At 73.4% G+C, this 14,263-nt stretch carries 14 protein-coding genes; 5 read left to right on the top strand and 9 right to left on the bottom strand.

Annotated features, from left to right (window positions below; translation table 11 throughout):
* Nucleotides 1–26 precede the first annotated feature (26 nt).
* Together ABZ484_RS08440 and ABZ484_RS08435 are read left to right on the top strand one after the other, a co-directional pair.
* Entirely contained in the window at nucleotides 27–281 is a 255-nt protein-coding gene (locus ABZ484_RS08440) for a hypothetical protein (protein ID WP_358865118.1), read from the top strand.
* Nucleotides 278–727 carry a DUF6314 family protein gene (locus ABZ484_RS08435; protein ID WP_358865117.1) on the top strand — a complete coding sequence of 150 codons (450 nt, stop codon included), beginning with the start codon at nucleotides 278–280 and terminating at the stop codon, nucleotides 725–727. The genes ABZ484_RS08440 and ABZ484_RS08435 overlap by 4 nt, the downstream gene beginning before the upstream one ends.
* Here ABZ484_RS08435 and ABZ484_RS08430 read toward each other — a convergent pair.
* The 3 genes from ABZ484_RS08430 to ABZ484_RS08420 all read right to left on the bottom strand — a co-directional run bounded on the left by ABZ484_RS08430 (nucleotide 709) and on the right by ABZ484_RS08420 (nucleotide 3,342).
* Nucleotides 709–1,302, bottom strand: a complete 594-nt coding sequence (locus ABZ484_RS08430; protein ID WP_358865116.1) for a histidine phosphatase family protein — start codon at nucleotides 1,300–1,302, stop codon at nucleotides 709–711. The genes ABZ484_RS08435 and ABZ484_RS08430 overlap by 19 nt on opposite strands.
* Before the next feature lie 75 nt (nucleotides 1,303–1,377).
* On the bottom strand, nucleotides 1,378–1,830 hold the full coding sequence (locus ABZ484_RS08425) for a GNAT family N-acetyltransferase (protein WP_358865115.1): 453 nt from the start codon (nucleotides 1,828–1,830) through the stop codon (nucleotides 1,378–1,380).
* Nucleotides 1,831–1,848: 18 nt separating this feature from the next.
* A complete protein-coding gene (locus tag ABZ484_RS08420; protein ID WP_358865114.1) occupies nucleotides 1,849–3,342 on the bottom strand; it encodes a PLP-dependent aminotransferase family protein in 1,494 nt (497 codons plus the stop codon).
* On the opposite strand from ABZ484_RS08420, the gene ABZ484_RS08415 reads away from it, so the two are divergent.
* The gene (locus ABZ484_RS08415; RefSeq protein ID WP_358865113.1) at nucleotides 3,341–4,258 is read left to right on the top strand and encodes a DMT family transporter; all 918 of its coding nucleotides are present in this window, start codon (nucleotides 3,341–3,343) and stop codon (nucleotides 4,256–4,258) included. The genes ABZ484_RS08420 and ABZ484_RS08415 overlap by 2 nt on opposite strands.
* A 121-nt stretch (nucleotides 4,259–4,379) precedes the next feature.
* Nucleotides 4,380–4,583, top strand: a complete 204-nt coding sequence (locus tag ABZ484_RS08410) for a DUF1918 domain-containing protein (RefSeq protein WP_030182915.1) — start codon at nucleotides 4,380–4,382, stop codon at nucleotides 4,581–4,583.
* A gap of 1 nt (nucleotide 4,584) precedes the next feature.
* On the opposite strand, the gene ABZ484_RS08405 is transcribed toward ABZ484_RS08410, so the two are convergent.
* Nucleotides 4,585–5,844 carry a family 10 glycosylhydrolase gene (locus ABZ484_RS08405; RefSeq protein WP_358865112.1) on the bottom strand — a complete coding sequence of 420 codons (1,260 nt, stop codon included), beginning with the start codon at nucleotides 5,842–5,844 and terminating at the stop codon, nucleotides 4,585–4,587.
* Between the two features lie 219 nt (nucleotides 5,845–6,063).
* Between ABZ484_RS08405 and ABZ484_RS08400 the strand changes: the two genes are divergently transcribed.
* The gene (locus ABZ484_RS08400; RefSeq protein ID WP_358865111.1) at nucleotides 6,064–6,924 is read left to right on the top strand and encodes a 3-hydroxybutyryl-CoA dehydrogenase; all 861 of its coding nucleotides are present in this window, start codon (nucleotides 6,064–6,066) and stop codon (nucleotides 6,922–6,924) included.
* Between the two features lie 95 nt (nucleotides 6,925–7,019).
* Here ABZ484_RS08400 and ABZ484_RS08395 read toward each other — a convergent pair whose 3' ends face one another.
* The 5 genes from ABZ484_RS08395 to pheS form a co-directional block, all read right to left on the bottom strand.
* Entirely contained in the window at nucleotides 7,020–7,550 is a 531-nt protein-coding gene (locus ABZ484_RS08395; RefSeq protein WP_358865110.1) for an NUDIX hydrolase, read from the bottom strand.
* Nucleotides 7,551–7,643: 93 nt separating this feature from the next.
* On the bottom strand, nucleotides 7,644–8,984 hold the full coding sequence (locus ABZ484_RS08390) for a transcriptional regulator (protein ID WP_358865109.1): 1,341 nt from the start codon (nucleotides 8,982–8,984) through the stop codon (nucleotides 7,644–7,646).
* Between the two features lie 335 nt (nucleotides 8,985–9,319).
* Nucleotides 9,320–10,234, bottom strand: a complete 915-nt coding sequence (locus tag ABZ484_RS08385; RefSeq protein ID WP_358865108.1) for a PP2C family protein-serine/threonine phosphatase — start codon at nucleotides 10,232–10,234, stop codon at nucleotides 9,320–9,322.
* 262 nt (nucleotides 10,235–10,496) lie between these two features.
* Nucleotides 10,497–13,001 (bottom strand): phenylalanine--tRNA ligase subunit beta, encoded by a 2,505-nt coding sequence (gene pheT, locus ABZ484_RS08380; protein ID WP_358865107.1) that lies wholly within the window; start codon nucleotides 12,999–13,001, stop codon nucleotides 10,497–10,499.
* Nucleotides 13,001–14,119, bottom strand: a complete 1,119-nt coding sequence (pheS, locus tag ABZ484_RS08375) for a phenylalanine--tRNA ligase subunit alpha (RefSeq protein WP_358865106.1) — start codon at nucleotides 14,117–14,119, stop codon at nucleotides 13,001–13,003. The genes pheT and pheS overlap by 1 nt, the downstream gene beginning before the upstream one ends.
* Nucleotides 14,120–14,263: the final 144 nt, after the last annotated feature.

The raw sequence follows: 14,263 nt of genomic DNA, 5'->3' as shown, positions 1-14,263 counted from the left end.
CGCGGCCCGACACGTAAGCTCGGGGCATGGACGGGCTGGTGCCGTATGTGATCGTGTCCGGCTTCTTCGCCGGGACGCTGGGGCTGCTCACCTGGTTCGCCCGCGCCATCCGGCGGCGGGGCGCGGCGGGCGGGGGTGTGGGTGCGGCGCTGGCCGCCTACGAGGAGGCCTTCCGCGCCACCAGTCACGCCGCGTATCAGGAGATCCGCGCGGAGGCCGAGCGGACGTCGCCGACCGAGTCCCCCGACGGGCCGAACCGCCGGGGCCGGAGGGCGCGATGACGGGCGACGGCTCCTGGCCCGTGGCCGACGTACTGGCGCATCTGGCCGGGAGGTGGCGCGTGGAGCGCGAGGTCCGGGACCTGGCGAGCGGTGACGTGGGGCACTTCGACGGGGTCACCGTCTTCAGCGCCCTGGCCGGCGGCGGGCTGCTGCACGAGGAGTCGGGGACCTTCACCTGGCGGGGCGTGTCCCGGCCCGCGACGCGGACGCTGCGGTTCCTGCCCGGGAGCGTGCCGGGGACGGCGGACGTCCGGTTCGCCGACGGGCGGCCCTTCCACTCGCTGGATCTGACGACGGGGCGGTACGTCGCCGAGCACCCGTGCGCGGCCGATCTCTACCGCGGCGAGTTCACCGTCCGGGACGCGGACCACTGGCGGTCGGTGTGGCGGGTCGGCGGTCCGGCCAAGGACCTGGTGCTCACCACCGGCTATGTGCGCGAGGGCTGAGCGCTGGCGCCGTCGAGGCGGAGGTTCCAGCGGCCGGAGCGGCCGCTGACGGTGGTCGCCGACAGCGGGCGGACGTCGATGTTCCAGTAGGTCGAGGGCGGGGCCTTCAGGGCGTAGACCAGGGCGGCGCGGATCACGGAGGGCTCGGCGACGGCGACGATCCGGCCGCTGTCCTCCACCGGCCTGGTGTCGAGCCAGCCGCCCACCCGGGCGATGAAGGCCAGCAGGGACTCCCCGCCGTGCGGGGTGGAGCGCGGGTCGGCGAGCCAGGCGTCCACCGACTGCGGCTCGCGGGCCATCGCCTCGCCCAGCGTCAGTCCGCGCCAGCGGCCCATGTCGCAGTCCCGCAGCGCGAGCTGGACCAGCGGGGCGTACCCCAGGGCATCGCCGGTGGCCCGGCTGCGCGGGGTCGGCGAGCAGTAGCGCAGCTCGGCCGCGGCCAGCGGCAGCAGCTCTCCGGCGACGCGCTGGACCTCGTCCCAGCCCGCCTGGTCCAGCGGCCGGTCGTCCTCGAACCGCTCCGCGAGCAGCGGTGAACTGCGTGCGGCGGCCACGAACGTCACCCTCAGTGGCATGCGGTGATGGTGATCCTCCTGTGTCAGCAGGTCAAGGGGCGACGGGTCCCGAGTTCTGCGGCCTGCGGGATCCGCTCAGTCGAAAAGATGCGCCATCCACTGGTCCGGCCGTTCCAGCGGACGGAAACCGAGCTTCTCGTAGACCCCGTGCGCGTCGTGCGTGGCGAGCATGACGCGCTTGAGATCGTACGGCCGCAGGTGTTCGCGTACGGCCCCCACGAGCGCCGTCCCGATGCCCTTGCCGCGGACCGCGCGGTCGACGTACACGTCGCACAGCCACCCGAAGGAGGCCAGGTCGGTCACCACCCGCGCATAGGCGACCTGGTGCCCGGAGACCACCTCGTACACCCCGAAGTTGAGCGACCCGGCGATGGCCCGTTCCTGCTTGTCGCGTGAGCGCCCGAGCGCCCAGTAGGCGTCGGTGGACAGCCAGCGGTGCACCCGCTCGACGTCGATGCGGGCGGGGTCGGCGGAGATCTCGTAGCCCTCGGCGAGGCTCGGCGTATCGGTCCTGGGCGTGTCGGTCATGCGCGAGAGATTCCCAGGTCACGGAAGCGGGCGTCGAGGGGTTTTCGCCGGGAGCACCTCGTCGCAGGCCACCCGCAGTCGGCGTACCCCCTCCGTGATGTCGGCCGTGCCGGCGACCGCCGCGAAGCTCAGGCGGAGGTGGGGGGCCGGGGGCTCGGCGCTGAAGTAGGGGCGGCCGGGGGTGAGGGCGACTCCCGCGCGCAGGCCGGCGGCGGTCAGGGCGGACTCTCCACCGGAGCCGAAGGCCCGGGAGGCGCCCCCGGTGCCGTCGGGCAGGCGCAGCCAGAGGTGGTATCCGCCGGACGGGACGTGCGGCAGGGCGAGTTCGGGCAGGTGCCGCGCGAGCGCGGCCGTCATGATGTCGCGGCGGACCTTCAACTCGGCCGACAGCGCCCGCAGATGGCGCGGCCAGGCCGGGGAGCCGACCAGCTCCAGGGCCGCCTCCTGGAGCGGCCGGGGGACGAAGAAGCTGTCCACGACCTGGATGGCGCGCAGGCGTTCCAGCACGGGTCCGCGTGCGGCGAGCGCGCTCACCCGGAAGCTGGGCGAGGTCGCCTTGGTCAGCGAGCCGACATGGACGACCACGCCGTCCGGGTCGTCGGCGGCCAGCGGCCGGGGCAGCGGGCCCGCGTCCGCGTGGGCGAGGCGGCGTACGAAGTCGTCCTCGATCACGAACGCGCCGGCCTCGCGGGCGATGCGCAGCACCTCGGTGCGCCGGTCGGCTGCCAGTACGGCGCCCGTGGGGTTCTGGAACAGGGGCTGGCAGACGAACACCCGGGCGCCGCTGGCCCGGAAGGCGTCCGCGAGCAGAGCGGGGCGTACGCCGTCGGGGTCGACGGGCACGGGGACGGGCCGCAGGCCGGCCGCGCGGGCGAGGGCGAGCATGCCCGGGTAGGTGGGCGACTCGACGAGGACGGGTGCGCCGGGCGGGGCGAGCGCGCGCAGGGCGGTGGCCAGCGCGGACTGGCCGCCGGCCGCGATCAGCACCTCGGCCGCGGTGACGCTTCCGCCGATCTCCCGCGCGAACCACTCGCGCAGCTCGGGCAGCCCCTCCAGCGGCGGCCTCCCCCAGGCTCCCGGCCGGCGTCCGGCCCGGGCCAGGGCCGCCGCCATGGCGCGCTCGGGCTGGAGGGAGGGGTGCGGATAGCCGCCGTTGAACTCCAGCACTCCGGGCGGCGGCGCGGCGAGCGAGACGGTGACCCCGGAGGCGTCCACGGTGCGCGGCACGAGGTCGGGGGCGCCGTCGGCGCTCAGCGCGACCTCCTGCCAGGAGGTGTCCCCGGCGGGGGTCTCCGTCGCGCGCGGCCGGGCGCGGAAGGCGCCGGCTCCGGGCCGGGTGACCACCAGGCCCTCGGCGGCGAGCTGGGCGAGGGCGCGCGAGACGGTCACCGGGCTCACCCGGAATTGCTCGACCAGTGCCCGGCTCGACGGGAGCTTTCCACCTGGTGGATAGCGGTCGAGGTCTCGTCGGAGCCGTTCTGCCAGTTCACCGACACTGCTACGCTGGTGCATGAGTACACAGAGTAGCGCTACTGTCCCGAGTCCGATAGCGGTCACCGCTCCCGGCGAGCGCCGCGGCTTCGGCACGGCACTGGCGGCGCTCGGCGTCGCCTCCTTCTCGCTCACGTTCCCGGCCACCGCCTGGGGGCTGGAGGGGTTCGGACCCTGGTCGCTGGTGGCCGTGCGCTGCGTGCTCGCCGCCGTGATCGCGGGCGGCGCCCTGCTCGTCCTGCGGGTGCCGCTGCCCGCGCGCCCGCACCGGCCCGGGCTGGTGGTGGTCGCCGCGGGCGTGGTCCTCGGTTTCCCGCTGCTCACCACGCTCGCCCTGCGGACCTCGACCACCGCGCACGCCGCGGTCGTCGTCGGCCTGCTGCCGCTCACCACGGCGCTGCTGTCGGCCCTGCGCATGGGGACGCGGCCGTCGCGGACGTTCTGGGCGGCGGCGCTGGCGGGGGCGGCTGCCGTGGTCGCCTTCACCGTGCAGCAGAGCGGCGGCGCCCTGACCGCCGCCGACGGGTATCTCTTCGCCGCCCTGCTGGTGTGCGCCGCCGGGTACACCGAGGGCGGCCGGCTGGCGCGGGTCATGCCCGGCTGGCAGGTGATCGGCTGGGCGCTGGTGCTGTGTCTGCCGGTGGCCGTGCCCGGTGCCGCGCTGGCGCTGGCGTACGAGCCGGTGCACCTGGGGTGGCACAGCGTGGCGGGGCTGCTGTGGGTGGCGGCCGGGTCGCAGTTCCTCGGGATGGTCGTCTGGTACCGGGGCATGGCGGCCGTGGGCATCCCGAAGGCCAGCCAGTTGCAGTTGGCCCAGCCCCTGCTCACACTGGTGTGGTCGGTGCTGCTGCTCGGCGAGCATCTGACGCCGGCCGCCCCGCTGACGGCCGTCGCCGTGCTCGTCTGCATCGCCGTCACCCAGCGGACGCGCGGCTGACCGACGCCACCGGTTCCGACCGCACACCGGCCCCGGCCGCTTCACCGGTTCCGGCCGCGCTCCGCGCCGTAGACTCGAAGCCGAGGACGCTGCTCCCGCATGTGGTGAGGAGGCCCCGCAGATGCGAGCAACCGTGGGCGACAAGCTCGTCCAGCACGGCCGAGTGGTCGGCCAGCACGACCAGGTCAGCGAGGTCGTGGAGGTCATGGGCCAGGAGGGCAATCCTCCGTACCGCGTCCGTTTCCCGGACGGGCACGAAGCCGTGATGTCACCGGGCCCCGACTGCCAGGTCCGGCACGAGGAGAAGAAGCAGAGGTCGAAGTAGCTCAGCGCGGGGGGCTCGCCGGCTGCCGGTAGTGGTCGGCGACCACCCGTGCCATCGCTCCGGACGGGTCCGCGGCGACGTCCTTCGCCGCGAAGAACACGTGCCCGCGCACCTGTGGGTGCTTCTCGGCCAGGGCGAGGTGGCGGGACAGTTCGTCCGGGTCCCGCCAGGCCGCGCCCTGCGTCGCGTCGCCCGCCTTGTACAGCGCCTCGCCCACGTACAGCTTCGTACGGCTGCCCCGCGCGACCTCGGCCCACCAGGGCACCAGCTTCGCGTAGTCGGCGGCCGACTGGCCGATGGACCAGTACAGCTGCGGGACGATGTAGTCGATCCAGCCCTCCCGGACCCAGGTGCGGGTGTCCGCGTACAGGTCGTCGTACGTCTCGACGCCCGCCTTGGTGTCCGAGCCGCGCCTGTCGGTCGAGGCGTTGCGCCACACCCCGAAGGGGCTGATCCCGAACTGGGTGCCGGGCCGCAGCCGCTGGATGCCGGCCGCCGTCTCGCGCACGAGGCGGTCGATGTTGTCGCGCCGCCAGGCGGCCCGGCTCGTGAAGGCGCCGCCGTGCCGGGCGTAGGCCGCGTCGTCGTCGAAGGACCGGCCGGCCACCGGGTAGGGGTAGAAGTAGTCGTCGAAGTGGACGCCGTCCACCGGATACCTCCGGACGGCGTCGAGCATCGCCCGCTGCACGAAGGCCCGGACCTCGGGCAGGCCCGGGTTGTAGTACAGCTTGCCGCCGTAGGGCACGACCCAGTCGGGGTGCTTGCGGCCCGGGTGGGAGGCCACCAGCCGGGACGGGTCGGCGTGCAGGGCCACGCGGTAGGGGTTGAACCAGGCGTGCAGCTTCAGGCCGCGGGCGTGCGCCTCCTTCACGGCCGTGCCGAGCGGGTCCCAGCCGGGGTCCTTGCCCTGGGTTCCGGTCAGCCACTGCGACCACGGCTCGTACGGCGAGGGCCACAGCGCGTCCGCGGTGGGGCGCACCTGGAAGATCACCGTGTTGAGCCGGCGGCGCACCGCCGCGTCGAGAAGGGCGGTCAGCTCTCCGCGCTGCCGGGCCACGCCGAGCCCGGTGCGCGAGGGCCAGTCGCGGTTCGTCACCGTCGCCAGCCACATGCCCCGCATCTCGGCGGCGGCCGTGCGTGGGCGGCGGGTGCGGGCGGCGCCCGGTGGCTGGGGTGCGGCCGGTGCCGCGGCGGTCGCCTGTGTGATCGCCAGGGTGGACAGGGCGGCGACGGTGAACGCCCGTCGCGTCACTCGGCTCATCCTGGGACTCCCCGTACGCCGTGGATCCGCGCCGTCACGGATCGTGTACCGGCTCAGCATGCACGACCCGGGCGATCGATCATCGCTGCGACAGGGGTAACGTGCACGATCGGAGCAGGCCCCGCTCACATGGACCGCCTGACTCACGCTGTGGATCAGCGCCGGCGAGCGCGCCCCAAGAGGTGCGCCGGTGTCGCGCATACAACGGAAAGGGACGATGTGACCGACATCGAACGCATCGGAGTGGTGGGCTGCGGCCAGATGGGCGCGGGGATCGCCGAGGTGTGCGCCCGGGCCGGTCTGGACGTGAAGGTCGCCGAGACCACCGGCGAGGCCCTGGAGTTCGGCCGTACCCGGCTGTTCAACTCCCTGGCCAAGGCTGCCGAGCGCGGCAAGATCACCGAGGAGGAGCGGGACGCGACGCAGGCGCGGCTGAGCTTCACCACCGACCTCGGCGAGTTCGCGGACCGCGATCTGGTGATCGAGGCCGTGGTGGAGAACGAGCAGGTCAAGACGGAGATCTTCCAGGTCCTGGACCAGGTGGTGACCCGGCCGGACGCCATCCTGGCCTCCAACACCTCCTCCATCCCGCTGGTGAAGCTGGCCGTCGCCACCGCGCGTCCGGACCAGGTCATCGGCATCCACTTCTTCAACCCGGCCCCGGTGCAGAAGCTCGTCGAGCTGATCCCGGCGCTCACGACCTCGGAGGGCACGCTGAGCCGGGCGCAGCTGTTCACCGAGAAGGTGCTCGGCAAGCACGCGATCCGTGCCCAGGACCGCTCCGGCTTCGTGGTCAACGCGCTGCTGATCCCCTACCTGCTCTCCGCGATCCGGATGTTCGAGTCGGGCATCGCCAGCCGCGAGGACATCGACAACGGCATGGAGCTGGGCTGCGCCCACCCCATGGGCCCGCTGAAGCTGTCGGACCTGATCGGCCTGGACACCGTCGCCTCGGTGGCGCAGAGCATGTACGACGAGTACAAGGAGCCGCTGTACGCCGCTCCCCCGCTGCTCCAGCGGATGGTCGACGCCGGCCGGCTGGGCCGCAAGAGCGGCTCGGGCTTCTACACCTACGGCTGACCCGGCTCCCCGGCCGACCCGGCCCACGCGCCGAAGGGCTGCCCCCCGTGCCCGGCACCGTACGACGGGATGCCGTCGACGGTGCCGGGCCCGCGTCATCCGAGCCTGAGGTGGTGCAGGAGCAGTAAGGCGGCCGCCATGTTCGCGGCCGGGACCTCGCCGCGGGCGACCATGTCGGGGACGAGCTTGAGCGGCACCCACTCGCGGCGGTCGGACTCGAAGTCGTCCACGGGGTGTCCGACGTACTCGCCCTCGTCCGACCAGTAGATGTGGTGCCGGGCGTCGGTGAGACCGTTGGACGGCTCCACGCTCAGGAGGTGGTGCAGGGGCCCCGGCCGCCAGCCGGTCTCCTCCTCCAGTTCCCGGGCCGCGGCGCGGGCGACGTCCTCGCCGTCCTCGACGACGCCCGCGGCCAGTTCCCATCCCCAGCTGTCGGTGATGAAGCGGTGGCGCCACAGCAGGAGCACCTCGTTGGCCTCGTTGACCACCGTGGCCACGGCGACGGGCCGCAGCCGTATCAGGAAGTGGTCGAGGTGCCGGCCGTCCGGCAGCTCGACATCCGCGAGGTTGACGGTGAACCAGCGGTTCGCATACACAGTTTGTTCGTTCTGTTTCGTCCACTGCACGGTTCTGCCACCTTCCGTCGGGTCAGTGGCAATATCGCAGCCGGAGCGGCCGGGCAGCAGGCGCACGGTGCGCCACTCACGGCGCACGGTTCATCACAGCGGCACGCGCAGCGCCCCGTCGATGAGTTCGGCCGCCTCGGCGGTGCCGGCACAGCCGCTGCGCACCAGGTGCTCGCGCACCGCCCGCAGCCTGTCCCGCAGCCGCTGCGACTCCATCCCCCGGGCCTGCTCGGCCATGCGCACGGCGGTGGCCACCGCCTTCTCGGCGTTGCCCCGGCGCAGCTCGATCGTGCTGAGCATGGCCAGCCGGTGCACCCGGCCGCGGTCGTGCGCCGGGTTGTCCACGGCGGCCGTGGCGTGCTCCTCGGCGGCGGCCAGCTCGCCGAGGCTGAGCAGCGCCTCCGCCACCTGCACATTGACCAGGCCCGGCTGGACATAGCCCGTCTCGTCGGGCTCGTATCCGCGCCGGATGCGTTCGGCGGCCGCCTCGGCACGCCGGATGCAGGACAGGGCGCTCGTGCCGTCGCCGAGGTGGGCGTACGCCTTGGCCTGCATCGCGTACAGGTCGGAGGCCAGCGCGGGCGTGATGTGCTTTCCGGCGGCGCGCAGCGCGGCCTCGGCGAACGCGACGGCCTGGCGGTGCTCCCGCATGAACAGCGACTGGTTGACGAGCAGCGCTATCACATAGGCGCCAAGTCCCCGGTCACCGCTGGCCTTGGCGAGCCTGAGCGCCTGGTGGAAGTAGCGCTGGGCCAGGCCGTGCGCGTCGGAGTCGTACGCGCAGATCCCCGCGATCGCCACCAACCCGCCGGTCGCCCGGTGCAGTTGACGGCCGGTGGCGTCGGTGTAGCCGCCACGCAGCAGGGGCGCCGCCTCGGCGTTGAGGAAACCCACGACGCGACTGCGGGTCGCCACGCCGCCGGCCTTGCGGTACATCTGCTCGTAGTGCGTACGGGCCGCGCGCAGCATCTCGATGTCGGCCGGGGTGACCCGGTGCCGGCCGCCCCGGGAGACGTCCACGTCCTCGGGCGGGTTCTCCCACTCCCACACCGGCATCACCGCGGGCGTCCCGGTCACGGCGGGGGCGCCCAGGACGTGCGGGCGCTGCTGCTCGTCGGAGCGCCACAGGGCGGTGGCCCGCTCGACGAAGCCGGACAGCGAGGTGCCGTGCGGCGCGGACGGCTCACCGGGCACGCCCAGACCGATGTCGTCGAGCGTGACCGGCCGGTGCAGCCGGGCGGCGAGCACCTCGCAGATCAGGTCGGGCACCTGGCCGCGCGGCCGCTGGCCGTTCAACCACCGCCCCACCGCCGTGTGTTCGTAGCGCAGTGCGAGTCCGCGTGCCCGTCCCGCCTGGTTGACGTGCGCCGCGAGACCCGCGTGCGACATCCCCGCCTCGTCCAGGATCGCGTCGAGCAGAGTGTTGGGCTGCATGTCCTGCCCCCCGGTGGATCGGTGCCGACAGCGTAGTGCGTTCGGATTCACACGGGGTGTGAACCAAGTGCCCGCATCCGCACCGTGCGCGCGCTGTCGCGGAGCGTGGGCAGCCGGTTGACTGAGATGCCTCGTCAAGAGGCCGGCCGGGCCGCCGGCTCCCCCTCGTACAGTGCGGCGGCCCGTATCCGCGCCGCCCGCTCCGCCGCCTGCCCGACACTCCGTGGCGGGGCGGGTGGCTCCGCCGGTTGTGCGGGGCGACTATGAGTTCGGGGCTTTCGGTTGTTTGTCGGCTGACGGCGAGTGGGGGTTGATCGCGCCCCGCGGCGGAGCCGCTATCGGTAGAGCCCCGCGCCCCTGCTGGTCGTCCCCTTGCTTGAAACGTGCCCGGCGTTATGGATCACCAGGACTGCTACGTCGTCTGCGGGGCGTTGGCCTGTGTGGTGCAGGAGTTCGACAAAGACTTCGCGCAGGACGGCCTGTGGGGGCAAGGGGCCCGCTCGGGTCGCCTCGGTCAGTACCGCCGGCAGGGGGAAGAAGCGGCCCCCCGGGTTCCGGGCGTCCTCCACGCCGTCCGTGTAGAGGACCAGGGTCTCGCCCGGGAGCAGGGAGCCGGGGTTCTCGACGGGCAGGTCGGGGGGAAGGGGGAACGGGCCCAGGGGCGGGAGTGGATCGCTGCGGGAGACGGGCTCCGCCTCCGTGCCGTTCAGCCGGTACGGCCAGGGGTGGCCGCAGTTGAGGGTGTGCAGGGTGCCGTCGCCGGCGATCTGCAGGAGGAGCACGGTGACGAAGTGCTCGGCCGCCTCGGGGTCCGGTTCCCGGTCGCGGACGTGGCGGGCCAGTGCGCGGTCCAGGCGGCGCAGCACGCCCACGAGCTCCGGCTCGTCGTGGGCGGCCTCGCGGAAGGCGCCGAGCACGGCGGCGACGGTGCCGAGGGCGGCGAGGCCGTGGCCCCGGACGTCGCCGATCACGGCGCGTACGCCGTGCGCGGTGGCGATCACCTCGTACAGGTCGCCGCCGACGGCCGCGTCCCGGTCGGCGGGCAGCTGGGCCGCCGCCAGGTCCAGCCCGGCCACCCGCGGCGGCAGGGGCCGCAGCGGCACGCTCCGGGCGGAACCCACGGCGGTGCGGGCCTGCCGCAGTTCGCGCAGGAACGCGCGCCGGGCGTGCAGGACGAGGCCGGTGCCCACCGCCAGGAACGCGGCGCCCGGCCGCATCCGGCGCGGAGCCCCAGCCCTGATGCGGATCACGACGATGACCCCCAAACGGCGCCGACAGCGCGGACCGGCCCGGGCCCTGTCGTCACATTCCCGTGGTCCGCCCGCCGGCAGGCGGGAATCTGACGACAGGGCCTGAAGGCCGGTTGCGATTCTGTCGAGCGCACGGGTCGTCGGGGCGGGATCGCCTTCAGTTCTCACCCGAACGAGTGAGCGCCCTCCGAGCGTGCATTTATGCAGGTCACAGCGGAGGGGCGGGCCCGGCGTACCGGACCCGCCCCTCGGTGACGCGGCCTCAGCCGCGCAGGACCGCCCCGGTCCGCTCGGCGGCCAGGGCCACCGCGGCGTCCCGGGCGGCCGACGCCTCGTCGACCGTCAGCGTGCGGTCGGGGGCGCGGAAGCGCAGCGCGTACGCCAGCGACTTGCGGCCCTCGCCGAGCTGTTCGGCGTTCTCGTAGACGTCGAACAGGCGGATGGCCTCCAGGAGCTCACCGGCGCCCTCGCGCAGCGCGGCCTCGACCTCGGCGGCCGGGACCGGCTTGTCGACGACGAGGGCGACGTCCTGCGTGGCGACGGGGAACGAGGAGATCCGCGGCGCGCGCACGATCCCGTCCCCGGCCCCCTGGATCAGGTCGAGGTCGACCTCCATCGCGCAGGTGCGCTCGGGCAGGTGCATGGCCTTCACCACGCGCGGGTGCAGCTCACCGGCGTGGCCGACGAGCGTCCGCACGCCGTCCACCTCGGCGTACAGCGCGGCGCAGCGGCCGGGGTGCCACGGGGCGTGCTGGTCCGCCTGCACGCTCAGCTCCGTGCCGGCCTCGCGGGCCACCAGGCGCGCCGCCTCGATGGCGTCCGCCCAGTCGGTCGGACGGCCCTTGCCCCACCAGCCGGCCTGCTCGCGGGCGCCCGCGAGCACCACGGCGACCCGGCGCGGCTGGTGCGGCAGCGCGGTGTCGAGGGCGGCCAGCTCCTCGTCGGTGGGCCGGCGGTCGGCGGGCAGCCGGGCCGGGATCTCCTCCTGCCCGGTGGGCCGGAAGACCAGGCCGGTCTCGAACAGCGCCAGGTCGTGGCTGCCGCGTCCGTCGTTGCGGCGCAGCGCGCCGAGCAGCCCCGGCAGCAGCGTCGTCCGCAGGGACGGCTCCTCGTCGGAGAGCGGGTTGACGAGGGTGACCACGGTGCGGCGCGGGTCGTCGGCGTCCAGGCCGAGCTGGTCGAGCGCGGCCTCGCCGATGAACGGGTAGTTCAGCGCCTCGACGTATCCGGCGCCGGCCAGTGCCCGGCCGACGCGGCTGTGCAGCCGCTGCCGGTCGGTCAGGCCGTGTCCGGGCAGGGGCCGGGGCAGCGTGGAGGGCAGGTTCTCGTAGCCCTCCAGCCGGATGACCTCCTCCGCGAGGTCGTTCGGGTCGGTCAGGTCCGGCCGCCAGGACGGCACGGTGACGATCAGCTCGTCCTGGCCGTAGACGTCGCAGCCGATCTGCTGGAGCCGGCGTACGACGGTCTCGCGGCCGTAGGTGACGCCCGCGACCTTGTCGGGGTGGTCGGCCGGGATGGTGATGGTGCGCGGCGCGGAGGGCGCGACGATCTCGGTGACGCCCGCGTCGGCGGTACCGCCGGCGAGGAGGACCAGCAGGTCGACGGTGCGCTGCGCGGCGGCGGAGGCGGCCTGCGGGTCGACGCCCCGCTCGAAGCGGCGGGAGGCCTCCGAGGACATCTTGTGCCGGCGGGCGGTGCGCGCGACGGCGACCGGGTCGAAGTGGGCGGCCTCGATGACGACCTCGGTGGTGGTGCCCTCGGTGTCGTCGATCTCGGTGTGGGCGCCGCCCATGACACCGGCAAGGCCGATGGGGCCGCGCTCGTCGGTGATGACCAGGTCCTCGGTGGACAGCGTCCGGGCGACGCCGTCGAGGGTGGTGAGCTTCTCGCCGCGCTCGGCCCGGCGCACGCCGATCGCGCCCTGGATACGGCCTCGGTCGTAGGCGTGCAGCGGCTGGCCGAGCTCCAGCATCACGTAGTTGGTGATGTCCACGGCGAGCGAGATCGGGCGCATGCCCGCCTTCTGGAGCCGGCGCTTCAGCCAGATCGGGGACCGGGCCTCGGGGTCGAGGCCGGTCACCGTGCGGGCGGTGAAGCGGTCGCAGCCGAACGGGTCGGAGATCTGCACCGGGTGCCCGAAGGCGTTCGGCGCCGGTACGTCCAGCAGCGCCGGGTCGAGCAGCGGGCGGCCGTAGGCAATGGCGGCCTCGCGGGCGACGCCGCGCAGGGACAGGCAGTAGCCGCGGTCGGGCGTGACGGCGATGTCCAGGACCTCGTCGACCAGCTGGAGCAGCTCGATGGCGTCGGTGCCGACCTCGTGCTCGGGCGGCAGCACGATGATGCCGTGGCTGCCGTCGTCGCCCATGCCCAGCTCGTCGGCGGAGCAGATCATGCCGTGCGAGACCTTGCCGTAGGTCTTGCGGGCGGCGATCGCGAAGCCGCCGGGCAGCACGGCGCCGGGCAGCACCACGACGACCTTGTCGCCGACGGAGAAGTTGCGGGCGCCGCAGACGATCTCCTGCGGCTCACCGGTGCCGTTGGCCTGGCCGACGTCCACGGTGCAGAAGCGGATGGGCTTCTTGAAGCCCTCCAGCTCCTCGATGGTGAGCACCTGGCCGACGACCAGCGGCCCCTTGAGGTCGGCGCCGAGCTGTTCGACGGTCTCGACCTCGAGGCCGGCCGAAATGAGCTTGGCCTGGACGTCGCGCCCGGTCTCCGTCGCCGGCAGGTCGACGTACTCCCGCAGCCAAGAAAGCGGGACCCGCATCAGATCTCCATCCCGAACGGCCGGGTGAACCGGACGTCACCCTCGACCATGTCTCGCATGTCTTCGACGTTGTGGCGGAACATCAGCATCCGCTCGATGCCGAACCCGAAGGCGAAGCCGCTGTACTTCTCCGGGTCGACGCCGCAGGCGGTGAGCACCCGCGGGTTGACCATGCCGCAGCCGCCCAGCTCGATCCAGCCCTCGCTGGAGCAGGTGCGGCAGGGCCGGTCGGCGTCGCCGACGGACGCGCCCTTGCAGACGTAGCAGAGCATGTCCATCTCGGCGGACGGCTCGGTGAACGGGAAGTAGTTCGGGCGCAGCCGGGTCTTCATGTCGGCGCCGAAGAGCGACTGGACCATGTGGTCCAGGGTGCCCTTGAGGTCCGCCATGGTCAGGCCCTCGTCGACGGCGAGCAGCTCGATCTGGTGGAAGACCGGGGTGTGCGTGGCGTCGAGCTCGTCCGTGCGGTAGACGCGGCCGGGGCAGACCACGTAGACCGGCGGCTCGCGGTGGAGCAGGGAGCGGATCTGCACCGGCGAGGTGTGGGTGCGCAGCACGACGCCGCTGTCCTCGCCCTTGCCTCCCTCGACGAAGAACGTGTCCTGCATGGTGCGGGCCGGGTGGTCGGGCGCGATGTTGAGCGCGTCGAAGTTGAACCACTCGGCCTCGACCTCGGGGCCCTCGGCGATCTCGTAGCCCATGGACACGAAGACGTCCGCGACCCGCTCCATCATCGTGGTCAGCGGATGCCGGGCGCCGGCCGGTACGCGGTCGTAGGGCAGCGTGACGTCGACGGCCTCCTCGACCAGCACACGGGCGTCGCGCTCGGCCTCCAGTTCGGCCTGGCGGGCGGCGAGGGCCTTGTTCACCGCGCCGCGGGCCATGCCGACGCGTTTGCCGGCGTCGGCCTTGGCGTGCGGGGGCAGGGCGCCGATCTCGCGGTTGGCGAGGGCCAGCGGGGAGGCGGGGCCGGTGTGGGCGACCTTGGCCTCGTGGAGCGCGTCGAGGGAGTCCGCGGCGGCGAAGGCGGCGAGCGCCTCGTCCCGCATGCGCTCGATCTCTTCCGGTTTCAACGCCTCGACCTCGACAGGGTCGTACGACTTATTGGGTGCCGACATCTCTTCCCGTGCTTCCGATTGGCTGGCTGACGGTCCCCGTCACCGACTCGTGGACATTCCGTCTCCAGTGGTGGGACACAAAGGTGCCAAAGGCCGAGTCTAACGGGGCTGGGGAAAGCGGATGCGCCCGTGGGTCCTCGGCCG

It is taken from the genome of Streptomyces sp. NPDC006393, assembly GCF_040628575.1.
Lineage (GTDB): Bacteria > Actinomycetota > Actinomycetes > Streptomycetales > Streptomycetaceae > Streptomyces.
This window is presented reverse-complemented; position numbering and strand designations above follow the sequence as displayed.

Excerpts from the sequence above, each read along its gene's own strand:
- pheS (WP_358865106.1), bottom strand. The coding sequence starts at position 14,119 with ATGTCGGCACCCAATAAGTCGTACGACCCTGTCGAGGTCGAGGCGTTG.
- ABZ484_RS08440 (WP_358865118.1), top strand. The coding sequence starts at position 27 with ATGGACGGGCTGGTGCCGTATGTGATCGTGTCCGGCTTCTTCGCCGGG.
- ABZ484_RS08420 (WP_358865114.1), bottom strand. The coding sequence starts at position 3,342 with ATGCACCAGCGTAGCAGTGTCGGTGAACTGGCAGAACGGCTCCGACGA.
- ABZ484_RS08415 (WP_358865113.1), top strand. The coding sequence starts at position 3,341 with ATGAGTACACAGAGTAGCGCTACTGTCCCGAGTCCGATAGCGGTCACC.
- ABZ484_RS08410 (WP_030182915.1), top strand. The coding sequence starts at position 4,380 with ATGCGAGCAACCGTGGGCGACAAGCTCGTCCAGCACGGCCGAGTGGTC.
- ABZ484_RS08430 (WP_358865116.1), bottom strand. The coding sequence starts at position 1,302 with ATGCCACTGAGGGTGACGTTCGTGGCCGCCGCACGCAGTTCACCGCTG.
- ABZ484_RS08435 (WP_358865117.1), top strand. The coding sequence starts at position 278 with ATGACGGGCGACGGCTCCTGGCCCGTGGCCGACGTACTGGCGCATCTG.
- pheT (WP_358865107.1), bottom strand. The coding sequence starts at position 13,001 with ATGCGGGTCCCGCTTTCTTGGCTGCGGGAGTACGTCGACCTGCCGGCG.
- ABZ484_RS08425 (WP_358865115.1), bottom strand. The coding sequence starts at position 1,830 with ATGACCGACACGCCCAGGACCGATACGCCGAGCCTCGCCGAGGGCTAC.
- ABZ484_RS08405 (WP_358865112.1), bottom strand. The coding sequence starts at position 5,844 with ATGAGCCGAGTGACGCGACGGGCGTTCACCGTCGCCGCCCTGTCCACC.
- ABZ484_RS08390 (WP_358865109.1), bottom strand. The coding sequence starts at position 8,984 with ATGCAGCCCAACACTCTGCTCGACGCGATCCTGGACGAGGCGGGGATG.